The 23,488-nt window shown below is 63.3% G+C and carries 19 protein-coding genes, 1 tRNA gene and 1 pseudogene; 12 read left to right on the forward strand and 9 right to left on the reverse strand.

What is annotated here, in order from left to right:
- The first annotated feature begins 15 nt into the window (after positions 1 to 15).
- Positions 16 to 390, forward strand: coding sequence for a hypothetical protein (locus tag FJ548_RS30585; RefSeq protein ID WP_246671495.1), 375 nt, complete (start codon positions 16 to 18; stop codon positions 388 to 390).
- On the opposite strand, the gene FJ548_RS24630 is transcribed toward FJ548_RS30585, so the two are convergent.
- The 4 genes from FJ548_RS24630 to FJ548_RS24645 form a co-directional block, all read right to left on the reverse strand.
- Positions 297 to 1,613 carry an extracellular solute-binding protein gene (locus tag FJ548_RS24630; RefSeq protein WP_140693932.1) on the reverse strand — a complete coding sequence of 439 codons (1,317 nt, stop codon included), beginning with the start codon at positions 1,611 to 1,613 and terminating at the stop codon, positions 297 to 299. The two genes, FJ548_RS30585 and FJ548_RS24630, sit on opposite strands and share 94 nt — an antisense overlap.
- Positions 1,614 to 1,624: 11 nt before the next feature.
- On the reverse strand, positions 1,625 to 5,005 hold the full coding sequence (locus FJ548_RS24635) for an adenylate/guanylate cyclase domain-containing protein (protein ID WP_140779198.1): 3,381 nt from the start codon (positions 5,003 to 5,005) through the stop codon (positions 1,625 to 1,627).
- Between the two features lie 219 nt (positions 5,006 to 5,224).
- Positions 5,225 to 5,301: transfer RNA gene (locus FJ548_RS24640), tRNA-Arg, on the reverse strand.
- Between the two features lie 257 nt (positions 5,302 to 5,558).
- Positions 5,559 to 7,046: a HAMP domain-containing sensor histidine kinase gene (locus FJ548_RS24645; protein WP_140609841.1), complete on the reverse strand. Its 1,488-nt coding sequence runs from the start codon at positions 7,044 to 7,046 to the stop codon at positions 5,559 to 5,561.
- 279 nt (positions 7,047 to 7,325) lie between these two features.
- Between FJ548_RS24645 and rpmH the strand changes: the two genes are divergently transcribed.
- The 5 genes and pseudogenes from rpmH (at position 7,326) to FJ548_RS24675 (ending at position 12,379) form a co-directional block, all read left to right on the forward strand.
- Complete coding sequence (gene rpmH / locus FJ548_RS24655) at positions 7,326 to 7,460, forward strand: 50S ribosomal protein L34 (protein WP_008833937.1); 135 nt, start codon at positions 7,326 to 7,328, stop codon at positions 7,458 to 7,460.
- Between the two features lie 14 nt (positions 7,461 to 7,474).
- Entirely contained in the window at positions 7,475 to 7,828 is a 354-nt protein-coding gene (gene rnpA, locus FJ548_RS24660) for a ribonuclease P protein component (RefSeq protein ID WP_140609842.1), read from the forward strand.
- Between the two features lie 14 nt (positions 7,829 to 7,842).
- Positions 7,843 to 9,657 carry a membrane protein insertase YidC gene (gene yidC / locus FJ548_RS24665; RefSeq protein ID WP_140609843.1) on the forward strand — a complete coding sequence of 605 codons (1,815 nt, stop codon included), beginning with the start codon at positions 7,843 to 7,845 and terminating at the stop codon, positions 9,655 to 9,657.
- Positions 9,658 to 10,039: 382 nt separating this feature from the next.
- Positions 10,040 to 10,258: pseudogene (locus FJ548_RS24670) on the forward strand (hypothetical protein).
- 147 nt (positions 10,259 to 10,405) lie between these two features.
- The gene (locus FJ548_RS24675; RefSeq protein WP_140609845.1) at positions 10,406 to 12,379 is read left to right on the forward strand and encodes a protein-L-isoaspartate(D-aspartate) O-methyltransferase; all 1,974 of its coding nucleotides are present in this window, start codon (positions 10,406 to 10,408) and stop codon (positions 12,377 to 12,379) included.
- Positions 12,380 to 12,579: 200 nt separating this feature from the next.
- Here FJ548_RS24675 and FJ548_RS24680 read toward each other — a convergent pair whose 3' ends face one another.
- The 3 genes from FJ548_RS24680 to FJ548_RS24690 are packed head-to-tail and all read right to left on the reverse strand — an operon-like array spanning position 12,580 to position 15,876.
- A complete protein-coding gene (locus FJ548_RS24680; RefSeq protein WP_140693942.1) occupies positions 12,580 to 14,127 on the reverse strand; it encodes a DHA2 family efflux MFS transporter permease subunit in 1,548 nt (515 codons plus the stop codon).
- The gene (locus tag FJ548_RS24685) at positions 14,124 to 15,419 is read right to left on the reverse strand and encodes an HlyD family secretion protein (protein WP_140779199.1); all 1,296 of its coding nucleotides are present in this window, start codon (positions 15,417 to 15,419) and stop codon (positions 14,124 to 14,126) included. Before FJ548_RS24685 ends, FJ548_RS24680 begins: the two co-directional genes overlap by 4 nt.
- Positions 15,412 to 15,876 carry a MarR family transcriptional regulator gene (locus tag FJ548_RS24690; protein ID WP_140779200.1) on the reverse strand — a complete coding sequence of 155 codons (465 nt, stop codon included), beginning with the start codon at positions 15,874 to 15,876 and terminating at the stop codon, positions 15,412 to 15,414. Before FJ548_RS24690 ends, FJ548_RS24685 begins: the two co-directional genes overlap by 8 nt.
- Before the next feature lie 177 nt (positions 15,877 to 16,053).
- Here FJ548_RS24690 and FJ548_RS24695 point away from each other — a divergent pair, with 177 nt between their 5' ends.
- The 4 genes from FJ548_RS24695 to FJ548_RS24710 all read left to right on the forward strand — a co-directional run bounded on the left by FJ548_RS24695 (position 16,054) and on the right by FJ548_RS24710 (position 18,671).
- Positions 16,054 to 16,368 carry a hypothetical protein gene (locus tag FJ548_RS24695; RefSeq protein WP_140609849.1) on the forward strand — a complete coding sequence of 105 codons (315 nt, stop codon included), beginning with the start codon at positions 16,054 to 16,056 and terminating at the stop codon, positions 16,366 to 16,368.
- A gap of 120 nt (positions 16,369 to 16,488) precedes the next feature.
- Positions 16,489 to 17,127: a CatB-related O-acetyltransferase gene (locus FJ548_RS24700; protein ID WP_140779201.1), complete on the forward strand. Its 639-nt coding sequence runs from the start codon at positions 16,489 to 16,491 to the stop codon at positions 17,125 to 17,127.
- Positions 17,124 to 17,783: a ribosome biogenesis GTP-binding protein YihA/YsxC gene (gene yihA, locus FJ548_RS24705; RefSeq protein WP_140693955.1), complete on the forward strand. Its 660-nt coding sequence runs from the start codon at positions 17,124 to 17,126 to the stop codon at positions 17,781 to 17,783. The genes FJ548_RS24700 and yihA overlap by 4 nt, the downstream gene beginning before the upstream one ends.
- Before the next feature lie 186 nt (positions 17,784 to 17,969).
- Complete coding sequence (locus tag FJ548_RS24710; RefSeq protein ID WP_140779202.1) at positions 17,970 to 18,671, forward strand: hypothetical protein; 702 nt, start codon at positions 17,970 to 17,972, stop codon at positions 18,669 to 18,671.
- Positions 18,672 to 18,773: 102 nt separating this feature from the next.
- Here the strand turns inward: FJ548_RS24710 and FJ548_RS24715 are convergent, their stop codons facing one another.
- Both FJ548_RS24715 and FJ548_RS24720 read right to left on the reverse strand, forming a co-directional pair.
- Complete coding sequence (locus FJ548_RS24715; RefSeq protein WP_246678757.1) at positions 18,774 to 19,586, reverse strand: tetratricopeptide repeat protein; 813 nt, start codon at positions 19,584 to 19,586, stop codon at positions 18,774 to 18,776.
- A 147-nt stretch (positions 19,587 to 19,733) separates the two neighbouring features.
- Positions 19,734 to 20,468 carry a TetR/AcrR family transcriptional regulator gene (locus FJ548_RS24720; protein ID WP_140779203.1) on the reverse strand — a complete coding sequence of 245 codons (735 nt, stop codon included), beginning with the start codon at positions 20,466 to 20,468 and terminating at the stop codon, positions 19,734 to 19,736.
- 129 nt (positions 20,469 to 20,597) lie between these two features.
- Here FJ548_RS24720 and FJ548_RS24725 point away from each other — a divergent pair, with 129 nt between their 5' ends.
- Positions 20,598 to 21,788 (forward strand): HlyD family secretion protein, encoded by a 1,191-nt coding sequence (locus FJ548_RS24725; protein ID WP_140765343.1) that lies wholly within the window; start codon positions 20,598 to 20,600, stop codon positions 21,786 to 21,788.
- Between the two features lie 72 nt (positions 21,789 to 21,860).
- Positions 21,861 to 23,456, forward strand: a complete 1,596-nt coding sequence (locus FJ548_RS24730; RefSeq protein ID WP_140779204.1) for a DHA2 family efflux MFS transporter permease subunit — start codon at positions 21,861 to 21,863, stop codon at positions 23,454 to 23,456.
- Positions 23,457 to 23,488: the final 32 nt, after the last annotated feature.

A 23,488-nucleotide genomic window follows, 5' to 3' on the forward strand; every position in this document is an offset into this window, starting at 1 on the left:
ATCCGTGAGAGAACCTTGCGCAGCCGCTGGACGATCCTGGCTGTCCTGTTCGTCGCCCGCGCGGCAATGGCGTTTCAGTTCCAGAGCGTCGGCGCCGTCGCGCCCCTTGCCGGCGATAGTCTTGGCGCGAGCCTGGCCGACGTCGGCGACAAGGCGATCGTTCTCGCCGGCCTGCTGATGATGCTGGCGGGTGAATGGCATGACGGCGTGGCCGTCCTGGAGCCCGCCCACAGGCGCATCGGCGATGTATCGGAGGCCGCACGCGCCTTGCGACGCAATTTTGCGATCAAGGGCGTCTATTTGCAGCCGTTTTCGGCGATCGTCGTCTTCCAGTCGGCCGCGATCCCGTCGAGCGTCTCCTTTGCCGATCCCCCATCCTTGAGCAGGTAGGGTGCCAGACGTGCGTTCATCTGATCGACGAGCTTGGCGTAGTAGGGTTCTGCCCAGAAGTCCTTCACCACGAAGAGGCTCTGATAAAACGCTTCATTGTACGGCGTAGCGTTGCGGAACTTCTCCGACTCCAGAATGTGGGCGTCGGCGGTATAGCCGCCAAGGTCCGCCCATTTCTGCTGCGTGTCGTCGCGAGCGAGCCATTCAAGGAACTTCCTGGCTTCCGCCTGTTTGCGCGAATAAGAAACGATCGAAATACCTTGGCCCCCCAGCGCCGTGAATCGATCCCCGCCCGGTCCAGCCGGGCTGGCGAAGAATCCAGTAACGGAGGCGTTCGGATTTATCGCTGGATTCGCCAGCGCCGGAAAGAAGGCGAAGAAGTTCATACTCATTGCCGCCAGCCCCCCGGTGATCGCCAGGTCTTCCTCTCGATTGGTGGTGTTACCCCAGTCCGGCGGCGTGAAGGAATAGAGTTCCTTGTAAGCCTCAAGCGCCTTGATGGCTTGCTGCGAGTTAACGATGCCTTCGACCGCACAAGTGCTGTAGTTCCCGAGCTCGCCGCCATAGCTGAACAATTCGGACATGAAGCCCATGATCAGCCCGTCGCCGTGCTGCTCTGTATAGATCGCGACACCATAGCGCGGTGGGTTGGCGTGCGGTCGGTAGAAGAACTCGGCGATGTCGCGCAGCTGCATCCAGGTTTTCGGCGGGGCGAGGTCGTAGCCGTACTTCTCTTTGAAGGCCTTCATTTCGGCGGGATCCTCGAACCAATCCTTGCGGTAGGCCCAGCCGACCGCGTCGGCCTCGAGCGGAACGGCCCAGTAGCGTCCGCTGCCCCTTGGATATTCGGAATAATAAGTCATCGACGCCGGGGTCATGACCTTGGTCAGGTCGCTCTCCTTCACGAGATCGGTCAGCTCGGCGTAGTGACCCTCCGTGGCGCCGGCTCCAAGCCATTGCGAATCGCCGACGACCATGTCGTAGGAATCAGAGTGGGCATTGAACTCCATAAATGCCTTGTCTTGGAAACCGGGCCAGTTCACGGTCTCGACCGTGACCTTGACCCCGGTCTCCTTCTCATACTCGTCGGCGAGCTCCTGCAGATAGTTGGCCGGATCCCATTCTGCCCACAGGATCGTGAGTTCGGTTGTCGCATCAGCCTGGCTGCTAGGCGGCAGCAGTGCAACGCCCGCCAACAGGCCGACCCACATTCGTTTGAGCATGGCTCTCCTCCCTAGGGCACCGCGGTCGCTCCTTGCGGAAGCCGTTGCAGCAGGCGTCCGGCCTCCATCAGGTCAGGCGTGTCGAGGCCTTCGTTGAATGCCGCATAGACCGGTGCGAGCAACTCTCGCGCCTCCTTGTCGCGGCCGTGGTTGGCCCAAAGTCCCGCGAGGCGAAAAGCAGCTCTCAACTCGGCCAGTATCGCGCCCTGCTCGCGGGCGGCGGCCAAAGATTGCCGCAAAGGGTCTTCGGCGGCGTCGCCGCGCGGGTCCAGCCGTGACAGCAACTCTCCTTTCGCACTCAACAACTCGGGCAGCTGATATGTGGAGCCTGATTTGGCGAGCGTGTCGAACGCCTGCTCCAGAACGGCCAGTCCCTCGCTTGCCTCGCCGCGCTCGCCGCAGGCCCGCGCTAGCGCGCACAGATAAGCGGCCATCCCCATGTCGGCGCCGGTTTCGGCCATCGCCGCTATCCCATCACGCATCTCGCCAATCCCATCGTCCAACGCACCCAGACCAGCAAGCGCCCAGCCGAAGAAGGCGCGAGCCTGCCCCAGCAGCAGCGGGAGGGCGAACTCGGTGCACACCGCAATGGCTTTTTCAGCCCAGCGTCGCGCCTCGCCGGGCTCTCGCCGGAGTAGGTGGACAACGCCGAGGGCCATCTGTGCCTGGGCCAAGCTAAGGGGATGGGAGTCGCGCTGGGCCAGGGCGACGGCTTCCCTTGCCTGCTGAATCGCACCGTCAGGCTTGCCGCATATGCAGAGCATCTGCGCGTGGAACGACCTGCAACAGACGCCGGGATCGTGCCCGGTATAGCCCCACGCAAGGTGGCGATGCCGCTCGTAGTCGTAGGTTTCAAGGCCATATCTGACAAACGGTTCAGCGGACTCGTACCTGCCGAGATAGAAATTGACGCCCCAGAGTTGATGGTGTGCCTCCAGCAGGTACTCAGAATCGCCGGATGCCTCGGCGAGCTCCACCCCGAGCGTCTTGCACTGCATGGCAAGAGCTTCGGCGGCGCGCAGGTCGCCCGAGATGGTACGGCAGCCACTCTCGCCGCGCACCGCTGCGAACAGCTTGACTTTGTCGCCGAGCCGCGCGGCAAGTTCCCGCGCGGTCGAAAATGCCTGCAGGGGCTCCGGAGCGGCCCAACCTTTGGCGGGGACAAGAGCCGAGCCCATCGCCGTCCACAGTGAAACTTCCTGCCTGAGCCGGGTCTCGGAAGCGGGCAGTGACGCGGTAAGCTCGAGCCCCTTGGCGAAGTGAGCTGCGGCCTCGCGGTTGGCAGACCTTGCCATAGCGCGCTGCCCCGCCCGCAGCCACCATGGCACGCCCTCATCCGCCAGTCCGGCCAGCGTGTAATGCTGCGCGACGGTCTCGGGTTCGGCTTCGGCGATTTCGGCGAACTCGGCTTCGAGCGCTGCGGCGATCCTGCCATGGATTTGCTGGCGCCGGCTCTTCAGCAGGCTCTGGTAGGCGGTGTCGCGCACCAGCGCATGCTTGAACGTATAGGTCGCCTCCGGCGCGACGCCGCCGCGAAACACCAACTCGGCCTGTTCGAGCTGGTGGAGCGCATCGTCGCGCCGCGCCTGGTCCGCACCGCTCACCGCAGCGAGCAGCCGGTGGCCGAAGATGCGCCCGATGCAGGCACCGATCTGGGCCGTCTCTTTGACCGGCGACAGCCGGTCGAGGCGCGCCATCAGCGAGTCCTGCAGGGTCGAGGGAATTGCAAAGTTGGGCAGCGGCCCTATCGCGAGATAGCGCCCGTCGGCCTCTAGTAGCTGCCCGGAATCGAGGACTGTCCGCGTCAGCTCCTCGACGAACAGCGGTACACCTTCCGTGTTGGCCAGGATCCTGTCGGCAATATCGGGCGGCAGCTTTCTGTTGCCTGCAACGCGCTCTATGATCGCTATGCCGTGTTCCTGTTCGAGCCGTCCGAGCAGCACTATCTCTACAGACGATAGCGGCTTCCAGTGCGGCTCGAATTCCGGTCGTGCCGTCACCACCAACAGGGCGCGCAGGCCGGCGAGCCGCTCAACCAGCATCCCGAGCCACTCTGCCGTCGTCGGGTCTATCCAGTGGGCGTCTTCGACCAGCACAAGCGCCGGCTTGTTCGCCGACGCCTCGACCAGCCGTATCAACGCCGCCAGCGTGCGCGTCCTGAGTGTCGGCGCGGGCAGTCTGGGCGGCTGGTAGCGTCCGCCTGGGTCGATCGACAACAGGATCGCCAGCAGCGGCAGCGCCTCGTCCGTCTCCATATGGAGCCTGGCGAGCAGTGCCCTGAGTTTGTCGAACCTGCTATCGGCACTGTCGTCACTGACGAAACCCGCCGCTCGCTCGATATGCGCTATGAGAGGATGCAGCGCGCTGTTCGTATGATAGGCGGAGCAGAAGAAGCGCAGCTCGGCATGCGGTTCGGTGGCAACCCGCTCCGCGAGCGCCGCAATCAGGCGCGACTTGCCGATGCCCGCCTCGCCACTGAGCAGAACGACCCGACCCTCTGCCGCTGTCGCGCGGTGCCAGCGTTCGAGCAGGAGTGCCAGCTCAGGGTCCCGCCCGACCAGAGGTGCAAGTACGGCGTGCCGCGCTTCGAACCGGCTTTCGGCGGCTGTTTCGCCGACGACGCGCCGGCACCGCACCGGAGCGGCAAAGCCCTTCAAAGGGCGCTCACCGAGGTCGGCTGTCGCGAACAGCCCCGCAACCAGCTTTTGCGTCGTGTCGGCGATGATGACTGCGCCTGGCTCTGCGAGTGCCTGCAGCCGGGCCGCGAGGTTGGGCGTATCTCCGACAACGGCTTCCTCTTGTGCAGCGCCTTCGCCGACCAGATCGCCGACGACCACCAGTCCCGTGGCGATGCCGACGCGCGCCGCTAGCGGCTTGCCGCCGGGCGCGGTCAGCCGGCCGGTGGCGGAAGCGGCGGCGAGGCCGGCTCGCACGGCGCGCTCAGCGTCATCCTCGTGCGCCTGTGGCCAGCCGAAATAGGCGAGCACGCCGTCGCCCATCAGCTTGGCGACGCGCCCGTCGTAGCGAGCGATCTCCCGCGCAACCACCTGCTGATAGGCGAGAATGACCTCGCGCATGTCTTCCGGGTCGAGCGCCTGCGCAAGCTCGGTCGAGCCAACGAGGTCGACGAACATCACAGTGAGTTGCCGTCGCTCTGCGCGAGAATCCGAGGGGGCGGGCGGGGGCTGGGCCGTTGTTGGCCGGGTCGGACTCTCGGCGAGGGCCGCAATGGCGCTGAGCAATTTGCGCCGATGGCCAATCGACATGACCCCGAGCGCCGTCAGGTCGTCGGCGGTCAGGCTCGGGAGCACCTCTTCATCGATGTCTTGGCTGCCGAAGGCGTCGGCATACTCGCCGAGACCGAGGCTCACCAGCCATGCTCGAATATCCACGTGCCTACTCCCAGGCGGTGGAAGCTTTGCCCGAGCACTATATCGCAAACACTAAGTAGGGTCGCGCTTCTTATGCGAGGAGCAGTATCATCTTTGGGCCGCCCACAAGTCAGTCGAGTTGAGCCGTCCAGGCGTCTTCTTCGGGTCGGAAGCAGACGCAGATGCCCAGTTTTGTTCCAGTGCTGGGGAAAATGTCGCGCCAAATCAGTATGTCACGATTGGCGCGCCCGAAGAGATTCGAACTCCTGACCCCCAGATTCGTAGTCTGGTGCTCTATCCAGCTGAGCTACGGGCGCGCAACAGGCCGTGTTTTCAACGGCCCGCGATCCGATCCGAAAGACCGGCCGCGAATGTGTGCAGTTCCCTAACGACTGAAATCGCGAAAAGCAAGCCGATCCGGCAAAAGTTTTGTCGCGGTCCTGTCATCCGGTGATGACGGCCCCGATTCCCGGGCTTCGAAGCTGCCGGGAGCCGGTCTGGTTTGAAGCTGGGGCAAAGAAGCTTCAGCGAAAGTGTCACGTCCGACGCGCCTCGGAAAGACAGCGCGCAAGCGTCACGCCGGGCGGCGCAGGCTGCCTCGGGCCTGGTCGAGCCGCACCGGCTGGTCGGGGATGGTCACGGCGAAAGTGGTGCGCCCGCCAATGCTCTCGACCAGTTCCACCGTGCCGCCATGCGCCCGGATCAATTCGTGCGCGATCGCCAGGCCAAGGCCGGTTCCGCCGCTGCGCGCCGAGCCGCGGAATGCCGCGAACAGGTTCTCGCGCGCTTTCGGCGGCAGGCCGGGGCCGGTGTCGGTGACGGCGATGCGGCTGACGCTGCCTATCCGCTCGGCCGACACGGCCAGCCGGCGCACGACGGCGCTCTCGGTGTCGGCCGCCATCGCCTGCACCGCGTTGCGGCACAGATTGGTCAGCACCCGGAACAACTGGTCGGAATCGGCATCCACTTCGAACGCCGTCTCGACGGCGTTGATGAACTCGATGCCCTGTTCGATGTCGAGCAGGCCATGCACGTCCTCGACCAGCTGGCGCAGCCTCACCCGGCGGCGCGAAGGTGGCGGCTCCTGCGTGCGGCCATAGGCCAGCACGCCTTCCGAATAGGAGACGGCCCGGTCGAGCGTGCGCAGAAGCTTCGGCGCGAAGGCCTGCACGGTCGGATCCTTGACCTGGCGCAGGCGGTCCGAAATCAGTTGCGCCGAGGACAGGATGTTGCGCATGTCGTGGTTGATCTTCGACACGGCAAGGCCAAGGTCGGCCAGGTGCTTCTGTTCGGAAAGCATCTTTTGCAGCCGTATCTGCATCTGCGACAGCTCGCGTTCGGCGACGCCGATTTCGTCGGCGCGGTCGGCGGGATGGATGATGCGCGCAGGGTCGTCGGGGGCCTCGGAAAAGGTCAGCATCGAGCGCGTCATCGTGCGGATCGGCCCGATCATGATCAGGTCGATCGCGGCATAGACCAGCATGGCCGTGAACAGCGAGATCAGCAGCGAGACGAAGGCGACGTTGCGCGAATAGATCAGCATGGCCTTGCGCAGACTGTAGTCCGGCATGATCAGCTCGAATTCCTTGTCGCTCTCGCCGACCGGCCCGAAAACGCGCAGCATGCGGTCGCCGCCGAAGAACAGCGTGTCGAGCGCGCCGGTCATGCCCTTGATCATGCCGACGTTGGCGAGGTCGATATGGGAATCGACCTGCGGCGGCATGTCGGCCACCACCAGAAGCCGCGACACGCCGCCGTCGCGCACCGCGATCGCCTTGGCGCCGATCGCCATCAGCACGTCGTTCTGGGCCGCGCGCGACAAGGAGGTCGATTCGCCCTGCACCAGCACGATCGACACGGCGGCGGCGGTGCTCAGCCGCTCCTTGAGCCAGCTCAACCGGTAGCTGGCGATCCAGGGCAGGAAGATGAGCACTTCGGCCAGCAGCACGAAAACGATCGTCAGCAGCAGCAGCTTTGTCGACAGTCCGCGCGACAGCGGCACCGTGCGGACGGCGGCTGGCGCCGTTCCGGTCCCTTCACCCGCTTGGCTGGTTTCGCTCATGCGACTCTGTCTTCACAATCACTTGATCAGCCAAGATTAGGCGATTACGGCTTTTTTGCCAATTTTATCCTTGGTCGGAACATTAAATTTGCGCCAGATGGCCTGCCGCCTTGGCGAGACGACGCCGGATTGACTTTAAAAACCCTTCTTTCTATAAGCCCGCTCACGCTCGGGCCATTCGTCCCGGCGCGGTTTCGATCGCGCCAAAACCGGCCCGGCAAAGCTCCTGTTACAAAGTGACAGAATCAAGAAGGGCCGCACCCCGCGGTATTAAAACAAATGAAGCGTACCTACCAACCGTCCAAACTCGTCCGCAAACGTCGGCACGGCTTCCGTGCCCGCATGGCCACCAAGGGTGGCCGTGGCGTCGTCGCGGCTCGCCGCAACCGCGGCCGCAAGCGGCTCAGCGCCTAAGCGAGACGAGATCGTTGCCCGCAACCGGCAAGCCAGTGGGGCAAAATCCCAAGCGGCTTCTGAAGCGCGCGGAATTCCTGGCCGTCCGCCGTGGTGAAAAGCGCCGCGGGCGGTTCTTCCTCGTCGAGGTCCTCGACCGCGACGACGGCGGGATGCCGCGTGTCGGCTACACCGTCACCAAGAAGGTCGGCAAAGCCGTTGTGCGCAACCGCATCAGGCGGCGGCTGAAAGAAGCCGTCCGCGTCCACGCGGCCGATGACATGATGCCCGGCAATGATTATGTCATCGTCGGGCGCGACGATGCGCTGCGCGCCCCCTTCGGCCAGTTGAAGGCCGAACTCTCCCGCCGACTTCGCGGAACACGATAGGCCAAAGGCTCTCGATGGAAAACAACCGGAACTTCTTCATCACCATCGCGCTGTCGGTGCTGATCCTGACTTTGTGGCAGGTTTTCTACATGAATCCGCGCGTCGAACAGCAGCGCGAGGCCGCCAAGGTCGAGCAGCAGCGCGTGCAAGAGCAGAAGAAGGCGGCCGAGGCCGTCAATCCGGGGGCTGGAACGCCGGCGCCGGCGCCGGGCAGCATTCCCAACGCGCCCGGCGGTGATGCCGTCACGGCTGCCAGCCGCGATCAGGCCTTGGCGGCTTCCAAGCGCGTCAAGATCGACACGCCGAGCCTGATGGGTTCGATCAACCTGACCGGCGCACGCCTCGACGACCTCAGGCTCAAGCACTACACCGAAACCGTCGACAAGAATTCGCCCGAGATCGAGCTTCTCAACCCGCAGGTCCTGCCCACCGGCTATTTCGCCGAGATCGGTTTCGTGGGCAACGACAAGACGGGCACGGTACCGGGTGCGGAAACTGTGTGGAGCGTGGACGGCAACCCGACACTGACCCCCTCGACGCCGGTGACGCTCACCTACACCAATGACAAGGGCCTGACCTTCAAGCGTACGGTATCCGTCGACAATGACTACATGTTCACGGTCTCGGACACGGTGCAGAACTCAGCCAGCAGCGCGGTTTCGCTGTTCAACTACGGCCGTGTCACGCGCTATGACAAGCCGGCGGTCGCCAGCACCTACGTGCTGCATGAAGGCCTGATCGGCGTTACCGGCACCGAGGGTCTGGCGGAATACAAATACTCCAAGATCGAGTCGGACAAGCAGATCACGCCGGGCAAGTCGACCGACGGCTGGCTCGGCATTACCGACAAATACTGGGCCGTCACCTTGGTACCGACCGAGAAGCAGCCTTTCCAGCCGCGCTACGCCTATTTCGAGGATGGCCGCCATCGCTATCAGTCCGACTTCCTGACCGACCCGATCAACGTCGAGGCCGGCCAGTCGGCGACCGTCGAGACGGAAATCTTCGCCGGCGCCAAGGAAGTCGCCAAGATCAATGCCTATGAGGCGGACCGCCACATTCGCCAGTTCAACCTTGTGATCGACTGGGGCTGGTTCTACTTCATCACCAAGCCGATGTTCTGGCTGATCGATACGCTCTACAAATTCTTCGGCAATTTCGGCCTGGCGATCCTCGCCACCACCGTCATCGTCAAAGCCATCTTCTTCCCGCTCGCCAACAAGTCCTATGCGTCGATGGCGAACATGAAGAAGGTGCAGCCGAAGATGCTCGAAATCCGCGAGAAATACGCGGACGACAAGATGAAGCAGCAGCAGGCGATGATGGAGCTCTACAAGACCGAGAAGATCAATCCGCTTGCCGGCTGCTGGCCGGTGGCGCTGCAGATCCCGGTCTTCTTCTCACTCTACAAGGTGCTCTACATCACCATCGAGATGCGGCACGCGCCATTCTTCGGCTGGATCCACGATCTTGCGGCGCCCGATCCGACGTCGATCTTCAACCTGTTCGGTCTGCTGCCCTTCGCGGCACCTGCATTCCTGCCGCATATGGGCGCCTGGGCGGTTGTCATGGGCATCACCATGTTCCTGCAGATGCGCATGAACCCGACGCCGCCGGACCCGACGCAGGCCGCGATCTTCACCTGGATGCCGGTGATCTTCACCTTCATGATGGGCAGTTTCCCGGCCGGCCTCGTCATCTACTGGGCCTGGAACAACACGCTGTCGATCCTGCAGCAGGGCGTGATCATGAAACGCCAGGGCGCCAAGATCGAACTGTGGGACAATCTGATGGCCCTGTTCCGCAAGAAACCGTCGCCGGCGGAATAGAGGGCTTCTTTGGCAAAGAGCCCGCCCCGGCAAACCGAACCATAAAGTTGGGCGGTTTGGACCAGAGCAGATTTGATGGCTGGGTCCTGTGTTCTACAGGGCTCAGCCTTTAGTTTCAGTGATGCAGCGCGCGACGCCGTGGCCCGGCAAGCGATGGGGACAAGGGACCGAGCCGGCATCTTCCTCGCCTCCCCCTCATTACCGCAAATCGAACCTCGCTACTGCCGGATTGTCCGTATGGAACTTATCCTGCGTTCAAGAGTTCGCGCACAAGGCTCCCTAAAAGCTCCCGCGTGGGAGGATCAGGTCGACGCGCCCGTTAAAATTCAAGGCAGTGCAGCGGATCGACCTCATCACATGCCACTTGCAGCGAGGCATTCCGATGAGCAGCAACATTCACCCAAAGACACGCAAGGTCACCGACAAGGATTTGAAGCAGAATCCCGGCATTGGCGCCTCCAGGGGCACGATCAAAGGTGGCAATCTTCTCGACGAGGACGAGGAACTGGACGGCGAAAACACTTTTTAGGGAGATGTCGAAAACGACACCACACCGCAAGGCGGTGTCAATCCCCGTCAGACCGGGCGAACCAATGAATAAGAGCCGGCACGACCGGCGTCGAGCCTGCAGAGGAAGACCGGCAGCGATGGTCCGGGGCCGGAAGCCGGGAGAGCGGATACCGCGGAAATGAGTTCGCTCGTCAATAACGTCACGTCGACCCGATCAACCGCCTGATTGGAGGCTGTCATGCTGGATTTCGAGCACGCCAGGCATCGGATGGTGGAGGCGCACATCGCGCGCCGGGGTGTGCGTGACAAGCGGGTTCTGAATGCGGTGCGCCGGGTCGCGCGGGAGCAATTCGTCGACGAAGGTTTTGAGGAATTCGCCTATGAGGACAGCCCGTTGCCGATCGGCAGCGGACAGACGATCTCGCAACCCTTCATCGTGGCGAAAATGGCTGAGATGGCCGAGATCGAGGCTACCGATCGCGTGCTGGAAATCGGCACCGGCTCGGGCTACGCGGCAGCCGTACTGGCCGAACTTGCTGAACACGTTTTCACCATCGAGCGGCACCGATCGCTCGCGCAACAGGCGGAGCGGCGGCTCAATGCCGCGGGTTACCGAAACGTCGAGGTCAGGGTCGGCGACGGCACGAAAGGCTGGCAGGAAAAGGCACCCTTCGACGCTATCGTCGTCGCGGCCGCCGGCAAATCCATTCCCCTCGGCTTGCAGGAGCAGTTGGAGATCGGCGGCAGGCTGATCATTCCGGTCGGTGAAGACCCTTACTCCCAGCGGCTCGTTCGGCTGACGCGGATTGCGGCAAACAAGTTCGAGGAGGAGGACCTCGGCGGTGTCATGTTCGTGCCGCTGATCGGCGAGCATGGCGGGCAGGAAGAAAGCACGCGGTCGGCGCGCGAGGTACGCCCTCCTCCATTGCCGCAGCAAATCGCGCGGGCGGCCGAAGATCTGCCGCCGATCGACGATCCGGCCTTCGGCGCGATGTTCGACCGGTTCGGCAGCCGGCGCGTCGTCTTGCTCGGGGAAGCCAGCCACGGCACTTCGGAATTTTATCGTGCGCGCGCGGCGGTCACCCGGCGCCTCCTCCAGCGACACGGGTTCACCATCGTGGCCGTCGAGGCGGACTGGCCGGATGCCGCGCAGATCAATCGATATGTTCGCGCAGAGGAACGGCAGTCGGATGCGCAGCCGCCTTTCCAGCGCTTCCCGACCTGGATGTGGCGCAACACCGAGGTGGCCGCATTCATCGGCTGGCTGCGTGAATACAACCGGGATGTGCCCGATCATGCGCGGAAAGCAGGCTTCTACGGACTGGATCTCTACAATATGAGCGGCTCGATCGCCACGGTGCTTGCCTACCTGGAAAAGGTCGATCCCGAAGCGGCCGCGGTCGCGCGCGAGCGCTATGGCTGTCTGATGCCTTGGCAGAACGAGCCCACCACCTACGGACGCGCGGCGCTGCGGCCGGGCTACAGAACCTGCGAAGAGGCCGTCGTGCGGCAGTGCATGGATCTGTTCGAACGATCCATGGCGGAGGGCGACGGCGATCTCCTCGACGCCAAGCAGAGTGCACGTCTGGTCGCATCGGCCGAGCGGTACTACCGCGTGATGTATTATGGTGGCGCCGAGACCTGGAATCTCCGCGATCGGCACATGTTCGAAACGCTCGATCAGCTTCTCGAAGCGCAAGGACCGGATTCGAAGGCCGTGGTGTGGGCGCATAACTCGCATATCGGCGATGCGCGGCATACCGATATGGGCACTGTCCGCGACGAGCTCAACATCGGCCAGCTCTGCCGGGAACGCTTCGGTGCCCGGGCGGCGCTGATCGGCTTCGGAACAGATACCGGTACTGTCGCCTGCGCCTCGGATTGGGACGGTGAGATGGAGGTGAAGGATGTGAATCCTTCGCTACCGCACAGCTTCGAGCGGATGTGCCACGACAGCGGCAAACCTTCGTTCCTGCTGGATTTTGGGCGCCATGGCCAGCTCGGCGCCGATCTGGCGGCGCCGAGGCCGGAACGCTATATCGGCGTCATCTACCGGCCGGAGACCGAACGGCTCAGCCATTACATGGACTCGTCCGTCTCCCTCCAATTCGATGCCTTCGTCTGGTTCGATCGAACGTCCGCGGTCACGCCGCTCGCCATGTCGGCCGACAGCACCGGCAAGGTACCGGATACATTCCCCTTCGGCATCTGAGGTCCGGAACTTCATTCCAGTGCATTGGCGGGTCCTGTCGAAAAAGCCTGGTTCCGTCCGGGCTTTTTTGGGGGGCGGGCATCTGTTCCCGTGATCGGCGAAACTGAAAAGCACGCGCGCGGCGTGACTGCTTGTGCGCTTCCAAAGGCTGTCAATTCGTCGCCGCGCGATACCCCGACGCAATCAGCCGGGTCCTGGCCTCACTCCATGACGGCGCTGTGGTCGATCTTGGCCGGCGTCCCGGGCTTGCGCAGCAGGAGCACCAGCGGAATAGCGGCCAGCGACAGGATCATCATCAGCTTGAAGTCGTTCATGTAGCTGATGATCGTCGCCTGCAGCGTCACCACGCCGTCCAGCGCCGCGCGGCCGGCGGCGGTGTAGGGGCTCATCGCCTGGGCGATCGCCGGATTGCCGAACGCCTGGTTGAAGGGCGTCACATAGGTGGCGATGTTGGCATGGTTGATCTGCACGTTCTGCGTCAGCAGAGCGGTGACGACCGATATGCCGACGCTGGAGCCGATATTTCGCGACAGATTGTAGAGCCCGGTGCCTTCCGCGCGCCGCTCCGGCGCCAGCGTGGCGAAGGTGATGGTGGTCAGCGGCACGAACAGGAAGCCCAGTCCGGCGCCCTGGATGAAGCCGGTGCTGACGATCGTCCATTGCGACACGTCGGGTGTCCAGCCGGTCATGTCGTACATCGCCCAAGCGGTGACCAGCAGGCCGGTCAACAGCAGCCAGCGCGTGTCGACCTTGCCGACCAGCCGGCCGACGAGGAACATGCACGCCATGGTGCCGAGGCCGCGTGGGCCCATGACGATGCCGGCCGTTACCACCGGATATCCCATCAGCGTCTGAAGATAAGGCGTCATCAACGCCAGCGAGGCGAGATAGGTGATGCCGATGATGAAGATGAAGACCATGCCGACGGCGAAATTCCGGTCGAGGAAGAGCCTCGGGTTCACGAAGGTGTTGCGGCCGGTGAAGGTGTGGACGAGGAAGATATAGAAGGCGGACGCGCAGATCAGCGCCTCGACGATGATCTCGGATGACGAGAACCAGTTGAGCTGCTCGCCGCGATCGAGAAACATCTGCAAGGCCGCGATGGTGATGCTAAGCATGCCGAAGCCCAGCCAGTCCAGCCTGGCCTTGAAGTCCAGCTTCGTTTCCTGGACGAACATCGACACGCCCGCGAATGCCAGCGCGCCGATCGGCACGTTGATGTAGAACACCCAGCGCCAGCTGACATTTTCGGTCAGCCAGCCGCCGATGACCGGGCCCAGCACCGGCCCGACCATCACCGAAACGCCGAACAGCGCCATCGCCGAGCCGCGCTCTTCCACGCTGTAGATATCGAGCAGGATGCTCTGCGACAGCGGCACCAGGGCCGCGCCGAACAGGCCTTGCAGCAGGCGGAAGCCGACGATCTGCGGCAGCGACTGCGCGAAACCGCACAGCACCGAGGCGACCACGAAGCCGGTGATCGAGGTCAAGAGGATACGCTTGCGGCCGAAACGGTTGGCAAGGTAGCCTGAGGGCGGCGTCATGACCGCGGCCGCGACGATATAGGAAGTCAGTACCCAGTTGATCTGGTCGGCGCTCGCCGAAACGCTGCCCTGGATGTAGGGCAGCGCCACATTGGCGATGGTCGTGTCCAGCGCCTGCATGATGACGGCCAGGATCACGCAAGCTGTGATGGCGCCGCGATTGGCGACCACCGGTGTGCCTCCCGTAGCGGCCGCGCTGGTCATGACTTTTGTCCGAAGCTCTTCAGGAGGTTGGTGACGAAGTCCGGCAGGCCGCGCGCATGGCCGGTGTCGACATCGACCACGACGCTCATGCCGCCCCGCAGCGGCGGTTTGCCCCCGATATCGTCCACGGCCACGCGCATCGGGATGCGCTGCACGACCTTGACCCAGTTGCCGGTGGTGTTCTGGGCCGGCAGCAGCGAGAAGCTCGACGACGAGGCGGGGCTGATCGAGGCAACCGTGCCGTGCCACACGGCACCCGGATAGGTATCGACGCTGATCGTTGCCGTCTGTCCCGGCCTGACATAGGTCAGCTCGGTTTCCTTGGGCTCGGCCGCGATCCACAGATCGGTCGACGAAACCAGGCTGAAGGCCGGCTGCGAAGCCGGCAGATACTTGCCGACCTGAAGCGCATCGACATTGGTGACGATGCCGTCAAAGGGAGCCTTGACCACGGCATCGGCGAGGTTGCGCTGTGCATCGTCGACGCCCGACTGAGCCTGCAGGTAAAACGGGTTCTTCTCCACGGGCTGGTTGGCGTCGCCGCCGAGCTGGGCAAGCATGGCCTGAGCCTGTGACTTGGCAACGGACACTTTCTGGCGCGCCGCGACGAGGTCGTGCTGGGCGCTGTCGAAGGACGCCTTGGAGGCGGTGGAGGTCTTGAGCAGATCCTGCTGCCGCTGGAAGGCGGCCTCGTAATAAGGAATGTCAGCCTGCGCCTGCTCGATCTGCGCCAGCGACTGCTGGTAGCTCGCCTGCAAGGTCAGCACCTGGTTGCGCACGGTCCCGAGCTGGGCTTGGGCGGCGGCGAGGGCGGTTTCGAAGGAGGCAGGCCTGAGGCGGAAGAGCACGTCACCCTTCTTCACCGCCTGGTCCTCGCGCACGTCGATTTCCTGCACGGTGCCGGAGACGTCGGTTGACACGCCGAGCGACTGGGCCTGGATATAGGCATTGTCGGTCGTCATCACCTGGCCGCCGGTGACATAGTAATAGCCGCCGACCACCAGCGCGACGGGCAGCAAGGCAAAGAGCACCGGCCGCGTCAGGCCGCGCCTCGGCTTGACCGGCCCGGGAGCGACAGCCGCGACCGGGGCCTGCCGTGGCTGCGGCTCCCTGGACGGAGCCTCGAGCGCCGCCGGCTCCAGGGCGACCGGCGCTTCCAGCTCGTCATTGTCGATGACGACGTTGCCGCGCCTCTGTTCGCGCTCGCTGTCCAGCCGGATGACCTGGTCGCTGGCTCTTTCGCCGACACCTTCTTTGTCAGCAGGCTTCTTGGGTGATGTTGATTCAGCCATGTACTTTCTCCCGGTCGACGGCTGGCTGGGCGCAAGCCGCGAGCAGATTGGATTTGATCAAGCTTAGGGTTTGCAGCAGATGCTGCCGTTCATCCGACGAAAGGCCGGCGAAGGCCTCGTCTCGTGTTTTCTGGCCGTTGCCGCGCATGAGCTCGAGCAGCGGATGGGCCTGCGGCGTCAGATAAAGCAGCCAGGCCCTGCGGTCGGCTGGATTGGGCCGGCGCTCGATGAAGCCCCGGGCTTCAATCTTGTCCAGCAACCGGGCGAGTGTGATCGGCATGATCTCGATGAAGTCGGCGAGCTTGTTCTGGTGAACGCCTTCATGCAGCGAAAGATAGGCCAGTACCTGCCATTGAGCCCGCGTCAGCCCCGATGCGCGCGAACGCTGCTCGAACTGCTTTCGAAGCAGACGCGCGACATCGTGCAGCACGAAGCTGATATTGGACGAGAAGGACATGGGAGGAGATCAGAGTCTGCCGACAACTTTTAGTGAGCATGCTTATTATCATCATGCACATAATCCTGCTGGACGGCGCGCGCAAGACGGATTAGACCGCTCGGAAGAAAAATTGCATGGGCCAAGGCGCGCCACGGGCGCCAAGGCGGCGAGAATTTTCCGGCAAGGATTTCGACGATGAATTGGATCAGGATCGCAGCCGTGACGGCTCTCGTCGGGTGCCCGGGCGCGGCGGTGGCAAGGGAGGCGGTCAGCTGCGGCGGTGCCGCCATGCTGGGTGGCGCGCAGCTGAACTGCAGCCACGTCGAACCCGAGGCGCCCCAGCAATTCTGCACGTTTAGCTGGGCTCTCCACACGACATCAGGCGACCAGAAAGTGGTCGAGGGCACCTTCATGCTGCCGCCCGGCGCCGCCAACGTCACCATCTATCAGGGCAGCGGTTTCGACAGCGCGCTGTCCAATCCGATCGTCATCTGCCGCGGCAACAAATGAGCTTGTCCGCCAACGAAGACTCGCTCCCCGGCCGTTTGGTGCTATAGGGCGGATCACGTTATTTTGACCGGCATCTCCGTTTCCGGATGCGCCTGTCCGCCAATTCCCGGACGAACCGACATGAACGGACCCAACCCCGACATCAAGCACCCGATCGCGATACACGCGCGCGTCGGTTTCCTGAAGCCGCTGGTGACGACGCCGAACATCGAGATCGGCGACTACACCTATTATGACGACCCGGACGGGCCGGACAAATTCGCCGAAAAATGCGTACTGCACCACTATCCCATCATCGGCGACAAGCTCATCATCGGCAGGTTTTGTGCCATAGCCGAAGGCGCGCGCTTCATCATGAACGGCGCCAACCATGCCATGTCTGGCTTTTCGACCTATCCGTTCAACATTTTCGGCCATGGCTGGGAACAGGGTTTTGACCCGGCGACATGGTCGAAGGAGGTACGCGGCGACACGGTGGTCGGCAGCGATATCTGGATCGGCATGGAGGCGGTGATCCTGCCCGGCGTGGAAATCGGCCACGGCGCCATCATCGCCGCGAAATCGGTGGTGACGCACGATGTGCCGCCCTATGCCATCGTCGCCGGCAATGCGGCCAAGGTGGTGAAGATGCGTTTCGACGACAGGACGATCAGGCGGTTGCTGGCGCTGGCATGGTGGGACTGGCCGGTGGACAAGATCAGTCGCAATCTCGATGCCATCCGGGGCGCCGACATCTCTCTTCTGGAGACAGCAGCTTGAACACTCAAAACAGCACCACGATCGGCACCGACCTGTTCACGCGCGGGTGGATTTTCATTCGCGGCGTGCCGGCAATGAAGTTCCTGCCACCGGAAGGCCCGCCCGAGATCGCCTTTGCCGGTCGCTCCAACGTCGGCAAGTCCTCGCTCATCAACGCCCTGGTCAACCAGAAGGGGCTGGCGCGCACCTCCAACACGCCGGGGCGAACGCAGGAGCTCAACTACTTCGTGCCGGATGGATTTTCGGGCGAGGGCGCCGACCTGCCGCCGATGGCGCTGGTCGATATGCCTGGCTACGGCTATGCCACCGCGCCCAAGGAGAAGGTCGACGAATGGACGAAGCTGGTCTTCGACTACCTCAAGGGCCGCGTCACGCTGAAGCGGGTCTATGTGCTGATCGATGCCCGCCACGGCATCAAGGCCAAGGACGACGAGGTGCTGTCACTGCTCGACAAGGCGGCGGTGTCCTACCAGATCGTGCTGACCAAGACCGACAAGATCAAGGCTGCCGGCGTGCCGCGGCTGATCGAGGAGACGCTGGCCAAGATCAAGAAGCGTCCGGCGGCGTTTCCGTTCGTGCTCGCGACATCATCGGAAAAGGGCGAAGGCCTTGAGGAATTGCAGGCCGCGATCGTGCTCGCGGCCAATGGCGGCTAGAGCCGGATGATTTCAGGTCGAGTCGACCTGAAATCTGAATCCGTCTCTAAATCAAAAAGTTAGAGCATGATGTCGTCCGAAAACCGCTTCACACTTTTCGGCATCATGCTCTAGACGTCGTACGCGCATCCGTTGACCGCGCCTTGGCGATCCGTCAACATCGCAGCGCCATGTGAGGCGAACCGGATGCGTATCGTTTTTCGTTGTGATCCCGCGCTTGCCGAGACGCTGCCCCGGCCGGTTCCAGCGCGCGGCGTGCTGCCTGACTGGCTCCGCAAGATGCCTCCGAAAGCCTTTTCGGACATCCATGGGCGAGAGATTCGGACGGTAAAGCAGTGTCCGCCCTTCGTCGATGCCATGACACACGGCTTCATGATCCTGCTGCCGTGCGATGTGACAGTCGAGAACGGCGCCTTTGAATGGCGGTGGGACATCGCCGAGCCGTCAACGAAGGGCCATCCGCGTTCGCCGCTCAGCTTCCACGTCGCCGAACAGCTCGCCGGCGCACCGTTTTCGAATGGGCTGGCGGCCATAAAATTCAACAGTTTCTGGACAATCGAGCTGGAGGACGGCTGGTCCCTGTTCGCCACCCATCCGGTCAACCGCGATGATCTTCCTTTCCGCCTGGTGACGGGTGTTGTCGATGCGGATCATTTCCAGGACGCCGGCATCAATTTCCCGGCAATTTGGACCGACCAGGGTTTCTCCGGCGTGCTGGCGAAGGGCACGCCGGTTGCGCAATGCTTTCCCGTGCCGCGCGCGCCGCCCGAACTCGTCTTCGAAAGCTTCGATGCCGTGCGCAAGGCTTCTTACGAAAAAACCGTTGCCGATGTTCTTGCCGAACCCGGCGTCTACCGGAAGCAGTTTCGCGTAAAACGCGCCCGCTAGAGTCCCGATCCGAGTGCGGCCGCTCTGCAGGCGACCTGCTCTAATTCTTTGTCTTTACCCAATTCCGGACGGAAAACCGCGACGCATTCTCCTGGAATTGCCCTAGCCGCCAAGCAAACCCTTCAACGCTTCGCGATCGATCCAAAGCTTGCCATGCGGCGCTGACGTCAGGGCCATCGCGATGATGCCGAAGGTTGTGGCGCGCTGCTTGTAGGCCGTCCGATAGGCCTCGATCGCGGCGTCCATATCGGCCGTTTCCTGCAGCGCTATCCCCAGATTGACCGCCGCCTCGGCGTCGTCGGGACGTATCTCCAGCGCTTTGCGATAGGCGGCCGCTGCCCCCACATTGTCATGCAGATCTTGCCTGACAAGGGCGAGGTCGAACCATGTCGATGCGGGCGCATTTCCCTTCACGGCCCGCTCCAGCAAAGGTGCCGCATCGGCAGGCATTCCGTCCTCGAACAGCATGCGGCCCAGACGCGCTGCCGCTTCCGCCGACGAGGGATCGGCAAGTATCACCTGCCGCCACGCCTCGAGCGCCTGGGTCCGGTCGCCCGCCTCATCGAGCGTTCGCGCCTGCTCGATAAGCACGGCAGCGTTGGGCGCCAATTCCGCCGCGCGTGAGAGATGGAACAGCGCCTGGTCAAAATCCCGTGCCGCCCGCGCCAGGCGACCGGCGAGCAATTGAGCGGCTGCGTTGTCGGCCCTGATCGCCAGACTTGCATGAATATGGGTGCGGGCTCCCGATATCTCTCCCTTGGCGAAAAGAACGGCAGCCAGAAGGTGGTTGAGAACTGGGTCGTCCGCGGTCTGGCGAAGAGCCTCCTCGCAGAGCAGCCGTGCCTGCTCGTGGCGCCCGGCGTTGAAGTCCGCCACGATGCGTCGCATCTGACCCTGGAGCTTCGGATCGCCCATCCCGATCTGCCTTCACGCTCGCGAACGAGAATCATTCCCGCGGAATGACCGTTCGGCCCGGTCCCCCAGACGTTGACGCTCAGCGCCTTGAGGTCAAGCCGGCTTCCACGAAAAATCGGCCACTGGAGGGCCGTTCGGAGCGTCATGTCAGGGCGACTGTGAGTTTTTTTCTTCCTCGGCAAGCTTTTCGGTGCCGTAGGCCTTCAGGAACATGCTGACACCCGACCTGACGATGCGGTCGATCTCTTCCTGGTTCGGAGCCTTGGTCCGGTAAGCGAAGATGCACTGCCGGAAAAGGCCGGCCAGGCAAAGCTCGGTGAACTGATAGGCGGCAAGATCGACATCGTCGATCTTGAGCAGGCCACGTTCGACAGCTGCGTTGAGGAACGTCACGACCTTGTCATGGCCGCGTTTGGGGCCGCGCTCGTAAAAACGCGCGCCCATGTCGGGGATCCTGTCGGAAGCGCCGATCACCGTGCGCTGCGCCTGGATGACCTTGGCCGAGGTGATCTTCATGGACAGCACCTTGCCGAACTTCACCAGCGTCTGGCGCAGGTCGTCGGCACGGTCGAGCATGTCGTACATGTTCTTGAAGATGGTGCCGCGCTCTTCCTCGATCAGCGCCTCGAACAGCTCTTCCTTGTTGGCGAAATAGACATAGATGGTGCCTTTCGACACGCCGGCTTCACGTGTGATGTCGTTCATCGAAGCGGCCTCGAAGCCTTTGTCGATGAAGACACGGCGGGCGCCATCGATGATCTGGCTGCGCTTGACCGGATCCTGTCCAGCCGCCGGGCGGCCACGGCGCAGGCTCTCCAACAGGTCGCCGCATTTGTCGTTCTCGGCGTCAGGGTTTTCGGCGTCAGGTGTTGTCTCGGCCATGAAAGTCGCACCTCGAAAATAATTCGAACCAACCGGTTCGATTGCCCCTTGATATGGTCCTCTTTTCGCGCTATGTCAACGGCCGGATCGAACCGAACGGTTCAGTATTATTCATTTTAGAGAGATGTCATGTCCTCGAACGCGCCAACCACTGCCGAAGTCCGCCCTTTCCCCAATGCCAAGGTCGCGCCGGCGACGGAAGCACCGGAGATTCCCGTCCAGCCGGTCGTCGCACCGCCGCCGGCGGCTGACGCTCCGGCCAAGAAGAAGCGCTCGGCGCGCTCCTTCCTGCTGCCGATCATTGGCCTTGCGCTACTCGGCGGCGGCGCCTGGTACGGCTACGACTACTGGACCACGGGCCGTTTCATGATCACGACCGACGACGCCTATGTCCAGGCTGACATGGCGTTCGTTTCGCCCAAGATTTCCGGCTATGTCGATCAGGTCAAGGTGAGCGAGAACCAGGTGGTCAAGGCCGGCGACCCGCTGCTGACGATCGACGATGGCGACTATAAGATCGCAGTCGGGCAGGCCGAGGCGCAGATCGCCACATTGTCGAAGACGCTCGACCGCATCGACGCGCAGACCAAGGCCGCGCAGGCATCCCTGCAGCAGGCACAGGCACAGAAGGTCGCCGATCAGGCGGCCGCCGACAATGCCGCCCGTGCCCAGCAGCGTGCCGCGCAACTGGTCAAGACTCATGTCGGCACCCAGGCACAGCTCGATGACGCCCAGACCGCGCTCGACCAGGCCAATGCCGCTCTCGTCGGCGCCGACGCGCAGATCGCAGCCGCCCAGGCCAATATCGGCGTGCTCGAGGCGCAGCGCGCCGAGTCGGCGAGCACGCTCGCATCCTTGCAGCTCAGCCACGACAAGGCCGCGCGCGACCTGTCCTTCACCGTGCTCAAGGCGCCCTATGACGGTATTGTCGGCAACCGTTCGGTCGAGCAGGGCGATCTGGTCAGCCCTGGCCAGAAGCTCGCCGTCGTCGTGCCGATGGACAAGCTCTACATCGTCGCCAATTTCAAGGAGACGCAGCTTGCCCGGCTGGTTCCCGGCGAAAAGGTCAATATCTCGGTCGACGCCATCGACGGCAAGCCTATCCAGGGAACCGTCTCGTCGCTGGCTCCGGCGTCAGGCGCGGTGTTCTCGCTGCTGCCGCCCGAGAACGCCACCGGCAACTTCACCAAGGTGGTGCAGCGCATCCCGGTCCGCATCGACGTCCCGGCCGATGCCCTGAAGACCGGCAAGTTGCGCGCCGGGCTCAGCGTTGTCGTCGCCGTCGACAGCCGCACGGCGCCGAGCACGACCAGCAACTAAGCGCTTTCGGAGGGCGGCTCGGCGGCTGATCAAGCACCGCGCCGCCCGGCCTGCCTCAAGGAGGCTCAGGAAATGGCAACCGCAACCATCACCGCAGGATCGCTGCCGGCAAGGCCGGCCGTTCCCGACACGATCTCGACCCGGCGCGTCATCGCCTTCCTGGCGATGGTGTTCGGCATGTTCATGGCGATCCTGGACATCCAGATCGTCTCGGCCTCGCTGGCCGAGATCCAGGCGGGCCTCAGCGCCAGCTCCGACGAGATCCCGTGGGTGCAGACCGCCTACCTGATCGCCGAGGTGGTGATGATCCCGCTGTCCGGCTTTCTCAGCCGCATGCTGTCGACGCGCGTGCTGTTCACCATCGCGGCGGCGGGCTTCACCGCGGCCAGCGCTCTTGCCGCGACAGCCACCAACATCGACCAGATGATCGTCTACCGCGCCGTCCAGGGTTTCATCGGCGGCGGCATGATCCCGAGCGTCTTTGCCGCGGCCTTCACCATCTTCCCGCCCTCGCGCCGCGCCATCGTCTCGCCGATGATCGGCCTGGTGGCCACGCTGGCGCCGACCATCGGCCCGACCGTCGGCGGCTATATCAGTCACGCCTTTTCATGGCACTGGCTGTTCCTGGTCAATGTCGTGCCCGGCATCCTGGTGGCGACCGCGGCCTGGTCGCTGATCGATTTCGACAAGCCCAACCTCAAACTGTTCAGCAAGTTCGACTGGTGGGGCCTGGCCGGCATGGCGGCCTTTCTCGGCTGCATGGAATACGTGCTGGAAGAAGGTCCGAACAATGACTGGCTGCAGGACCAGGCCGTGTTCATCTGCGCCATCGTCATGACCATCGGCGCGGTGATCTTCTTCTGGCGTGTCTTCACCGCCGAGGAGCCGATCGTCGACCTCAAGGCGTTCAGCAACATCAACTTCGCCTTCGGCTCGCTGTTTTCCTTCGTTATCGGCATCGGTCTCTACGGGCTCACCTATCTCTATCCGGTGTTTCTCGGCCGCATCCGCGGCTACGATTCGATGATGATCGGCGAAGCGCTGTTCGTCAGCGGCCTGGCGATGTTCGTCACCGCGCCGATCTCCGGTTTCCTGTCGAGCAAGATGGACCTGCGGCTGATGATGATGATCGGCTTCTTCGGCTTCGCCACCGGCACATGGTGGATGACGCATCTGACCGCCGACTGGGATTTTTATGAGCTGCTCATCCCGCAGATCCTGCGCGGCTGCTCGATGATGCTGTGCATGGTGCCGATCAACAACATCGCGCTCGGCACCTTGCCGCCCGACCGGTTGAAGAACGCGTCCGGCCTGTTCAACCTCACCCGCAATCTGGGCGGTGCGGTCGGTCTTGCCCTCATCAACACCGTGTTGATCGACCGCAATGCCTTCCACTATGCAAGGCTCGCCGAGCATGTGCAGTGGGGCAGTGCGGCCGCGCAGACCAAGCTGCAGAACATGACGCTCAACTTCGAGCAGAGCACTGGCCTCAACGCCACCAGTGCCGCGATCTCAAAGCTGTCTGGCATGGTCCATCAGCAGGCGGCGCTGCTGTCCTTCATGGATGTGTTCTACCTGCTGACGGTGCTGTTCGCGACGCTTGGCCTGTTCACCATGCTGATCAAGAAGCCGGCCGCGCCCGGTGGCGGTGGTGGCGGCGGGCACTGAATCAGTATGTGGGCAGCGGTTTCGGGAAGCTC

This window comes from Mesorhizobium sp. B2-4-17, assembly GCF_006441275.1.
Taxonomy (GTDB): Bacteria; Pseudomonadota; Alphaproteobacteria; order Rhizobiales; family Rhizobiaceae; genus Mesorhizobium.

Excerpts from the sequence above, each read along its gene's own strand:
- FJ548_RS24630 (WP_140693932.1), bottom strand. The coding sequence starts at position 1,613 with ATGCTCAAACGAATGTGGGTCGGCCTGTTGGCGGGCGTTGCACTGCTG.
- FJ548_RS24645 (WP_140609841.1), bottom strand. The coding sequence starts at position 7,046 with ATGAGCGAAACCAGCCAAGCGGGTGAAGGGACCGGAACGGCGCCAGCC.
- rpmH (WP_008833937.1), top strand. The coding sequence starts at position 7,326 with ATGAAGCGTACCTACCAACCGTCCAAACTCGTCCGCAAACGTCGGCAC.
- yidC (WP_140609843.1), top strand. The coding sequence starts at position 7,843 with ATGGAAAACAACCGGAACTTCTTCATCACCATCGCGCTGTCGGTGCTG.
- FJ548_RS24675 (WP_140609845.1), top strand. The coding sequence starts at position 10,406 with ATGCTGGATTTCGAGCACGCCAGGCATCGGATGGTGGAGGCGCACATC.
- FJ548_RS24680 (WP_140693942.1), bottom strand. The coding sequence starts at position 14,127 with ATGACCAGCGCGGCCGCTACGGGAGGCACACCGGTGGTCGCCAATCGC.
- FJ548_RS24685 (WP_140779199.1), bottom strand. The coding sequence starts at position 15,419 with ATGGCTGAATCAACATCACCCAAGAAGCCTGCTGACAAAGAAGGTGTC.
- FJ548_RS24690 (WP_140779200.1), bottom strand. The coding sequence starts at position 15,876 with ATGTCCTTCTCGTCCAATATCAGCTTCGTGCTGCACGATGTCGCGCGT.
- FJ548_RS24695 (WP_140609849.1), top strand. The coding sequence starts at position 16,054 with ATGAATTGGATCAGGATCGCAGCCGTGACGGCTCTCGTCGGGTGCCCG.
- FJ548_RS24700 (WP_140779201.1), top strand. The coding sequence starts at position 16,489 with ATGAACGGACCCAACCCCGACATCAAGCACCCGATCGCGATACACGCG.
- FJ548_RS24710 (WP_140779202.1), top strand. The coding sequence starts at position 17,970 with ATGCGTATCGTTTTTCGTTGTGATCCCGCGCTTGCCGAGACGCTGCCC.
- FJ548_RS24715 (WP_246678757.1), bottom strand. The coding sequence starts at position 19,586 with ATGGGCGATCCGAAGCTCCAGGGTCAGATGCGACGCATCGTGGCGGAC.
- FJ548_RS24720 (WP_140779203.1), bottom strand. The coding sequence starts at position 20,468 with ATGGCCGAGACAACACCTGACGCCGAAAACCCTGACGCCGAGAACGAC.
- FJ548_RS24725 (WP_140765343.1), top strand. The coding sequence starts at position 20,598 with ATGTCCTCGAACGCGCCAACCACTGCCGAAGTCCGCCCTTTCCCCAAT.
- FJ548_RS24730 (WP_140779204.1), top strand. The coding sequence starts at position 21,861 with ATGGCAACCGCAACCATCACCGCAGGATCGCTGCCGGCAAGGCCGGCC.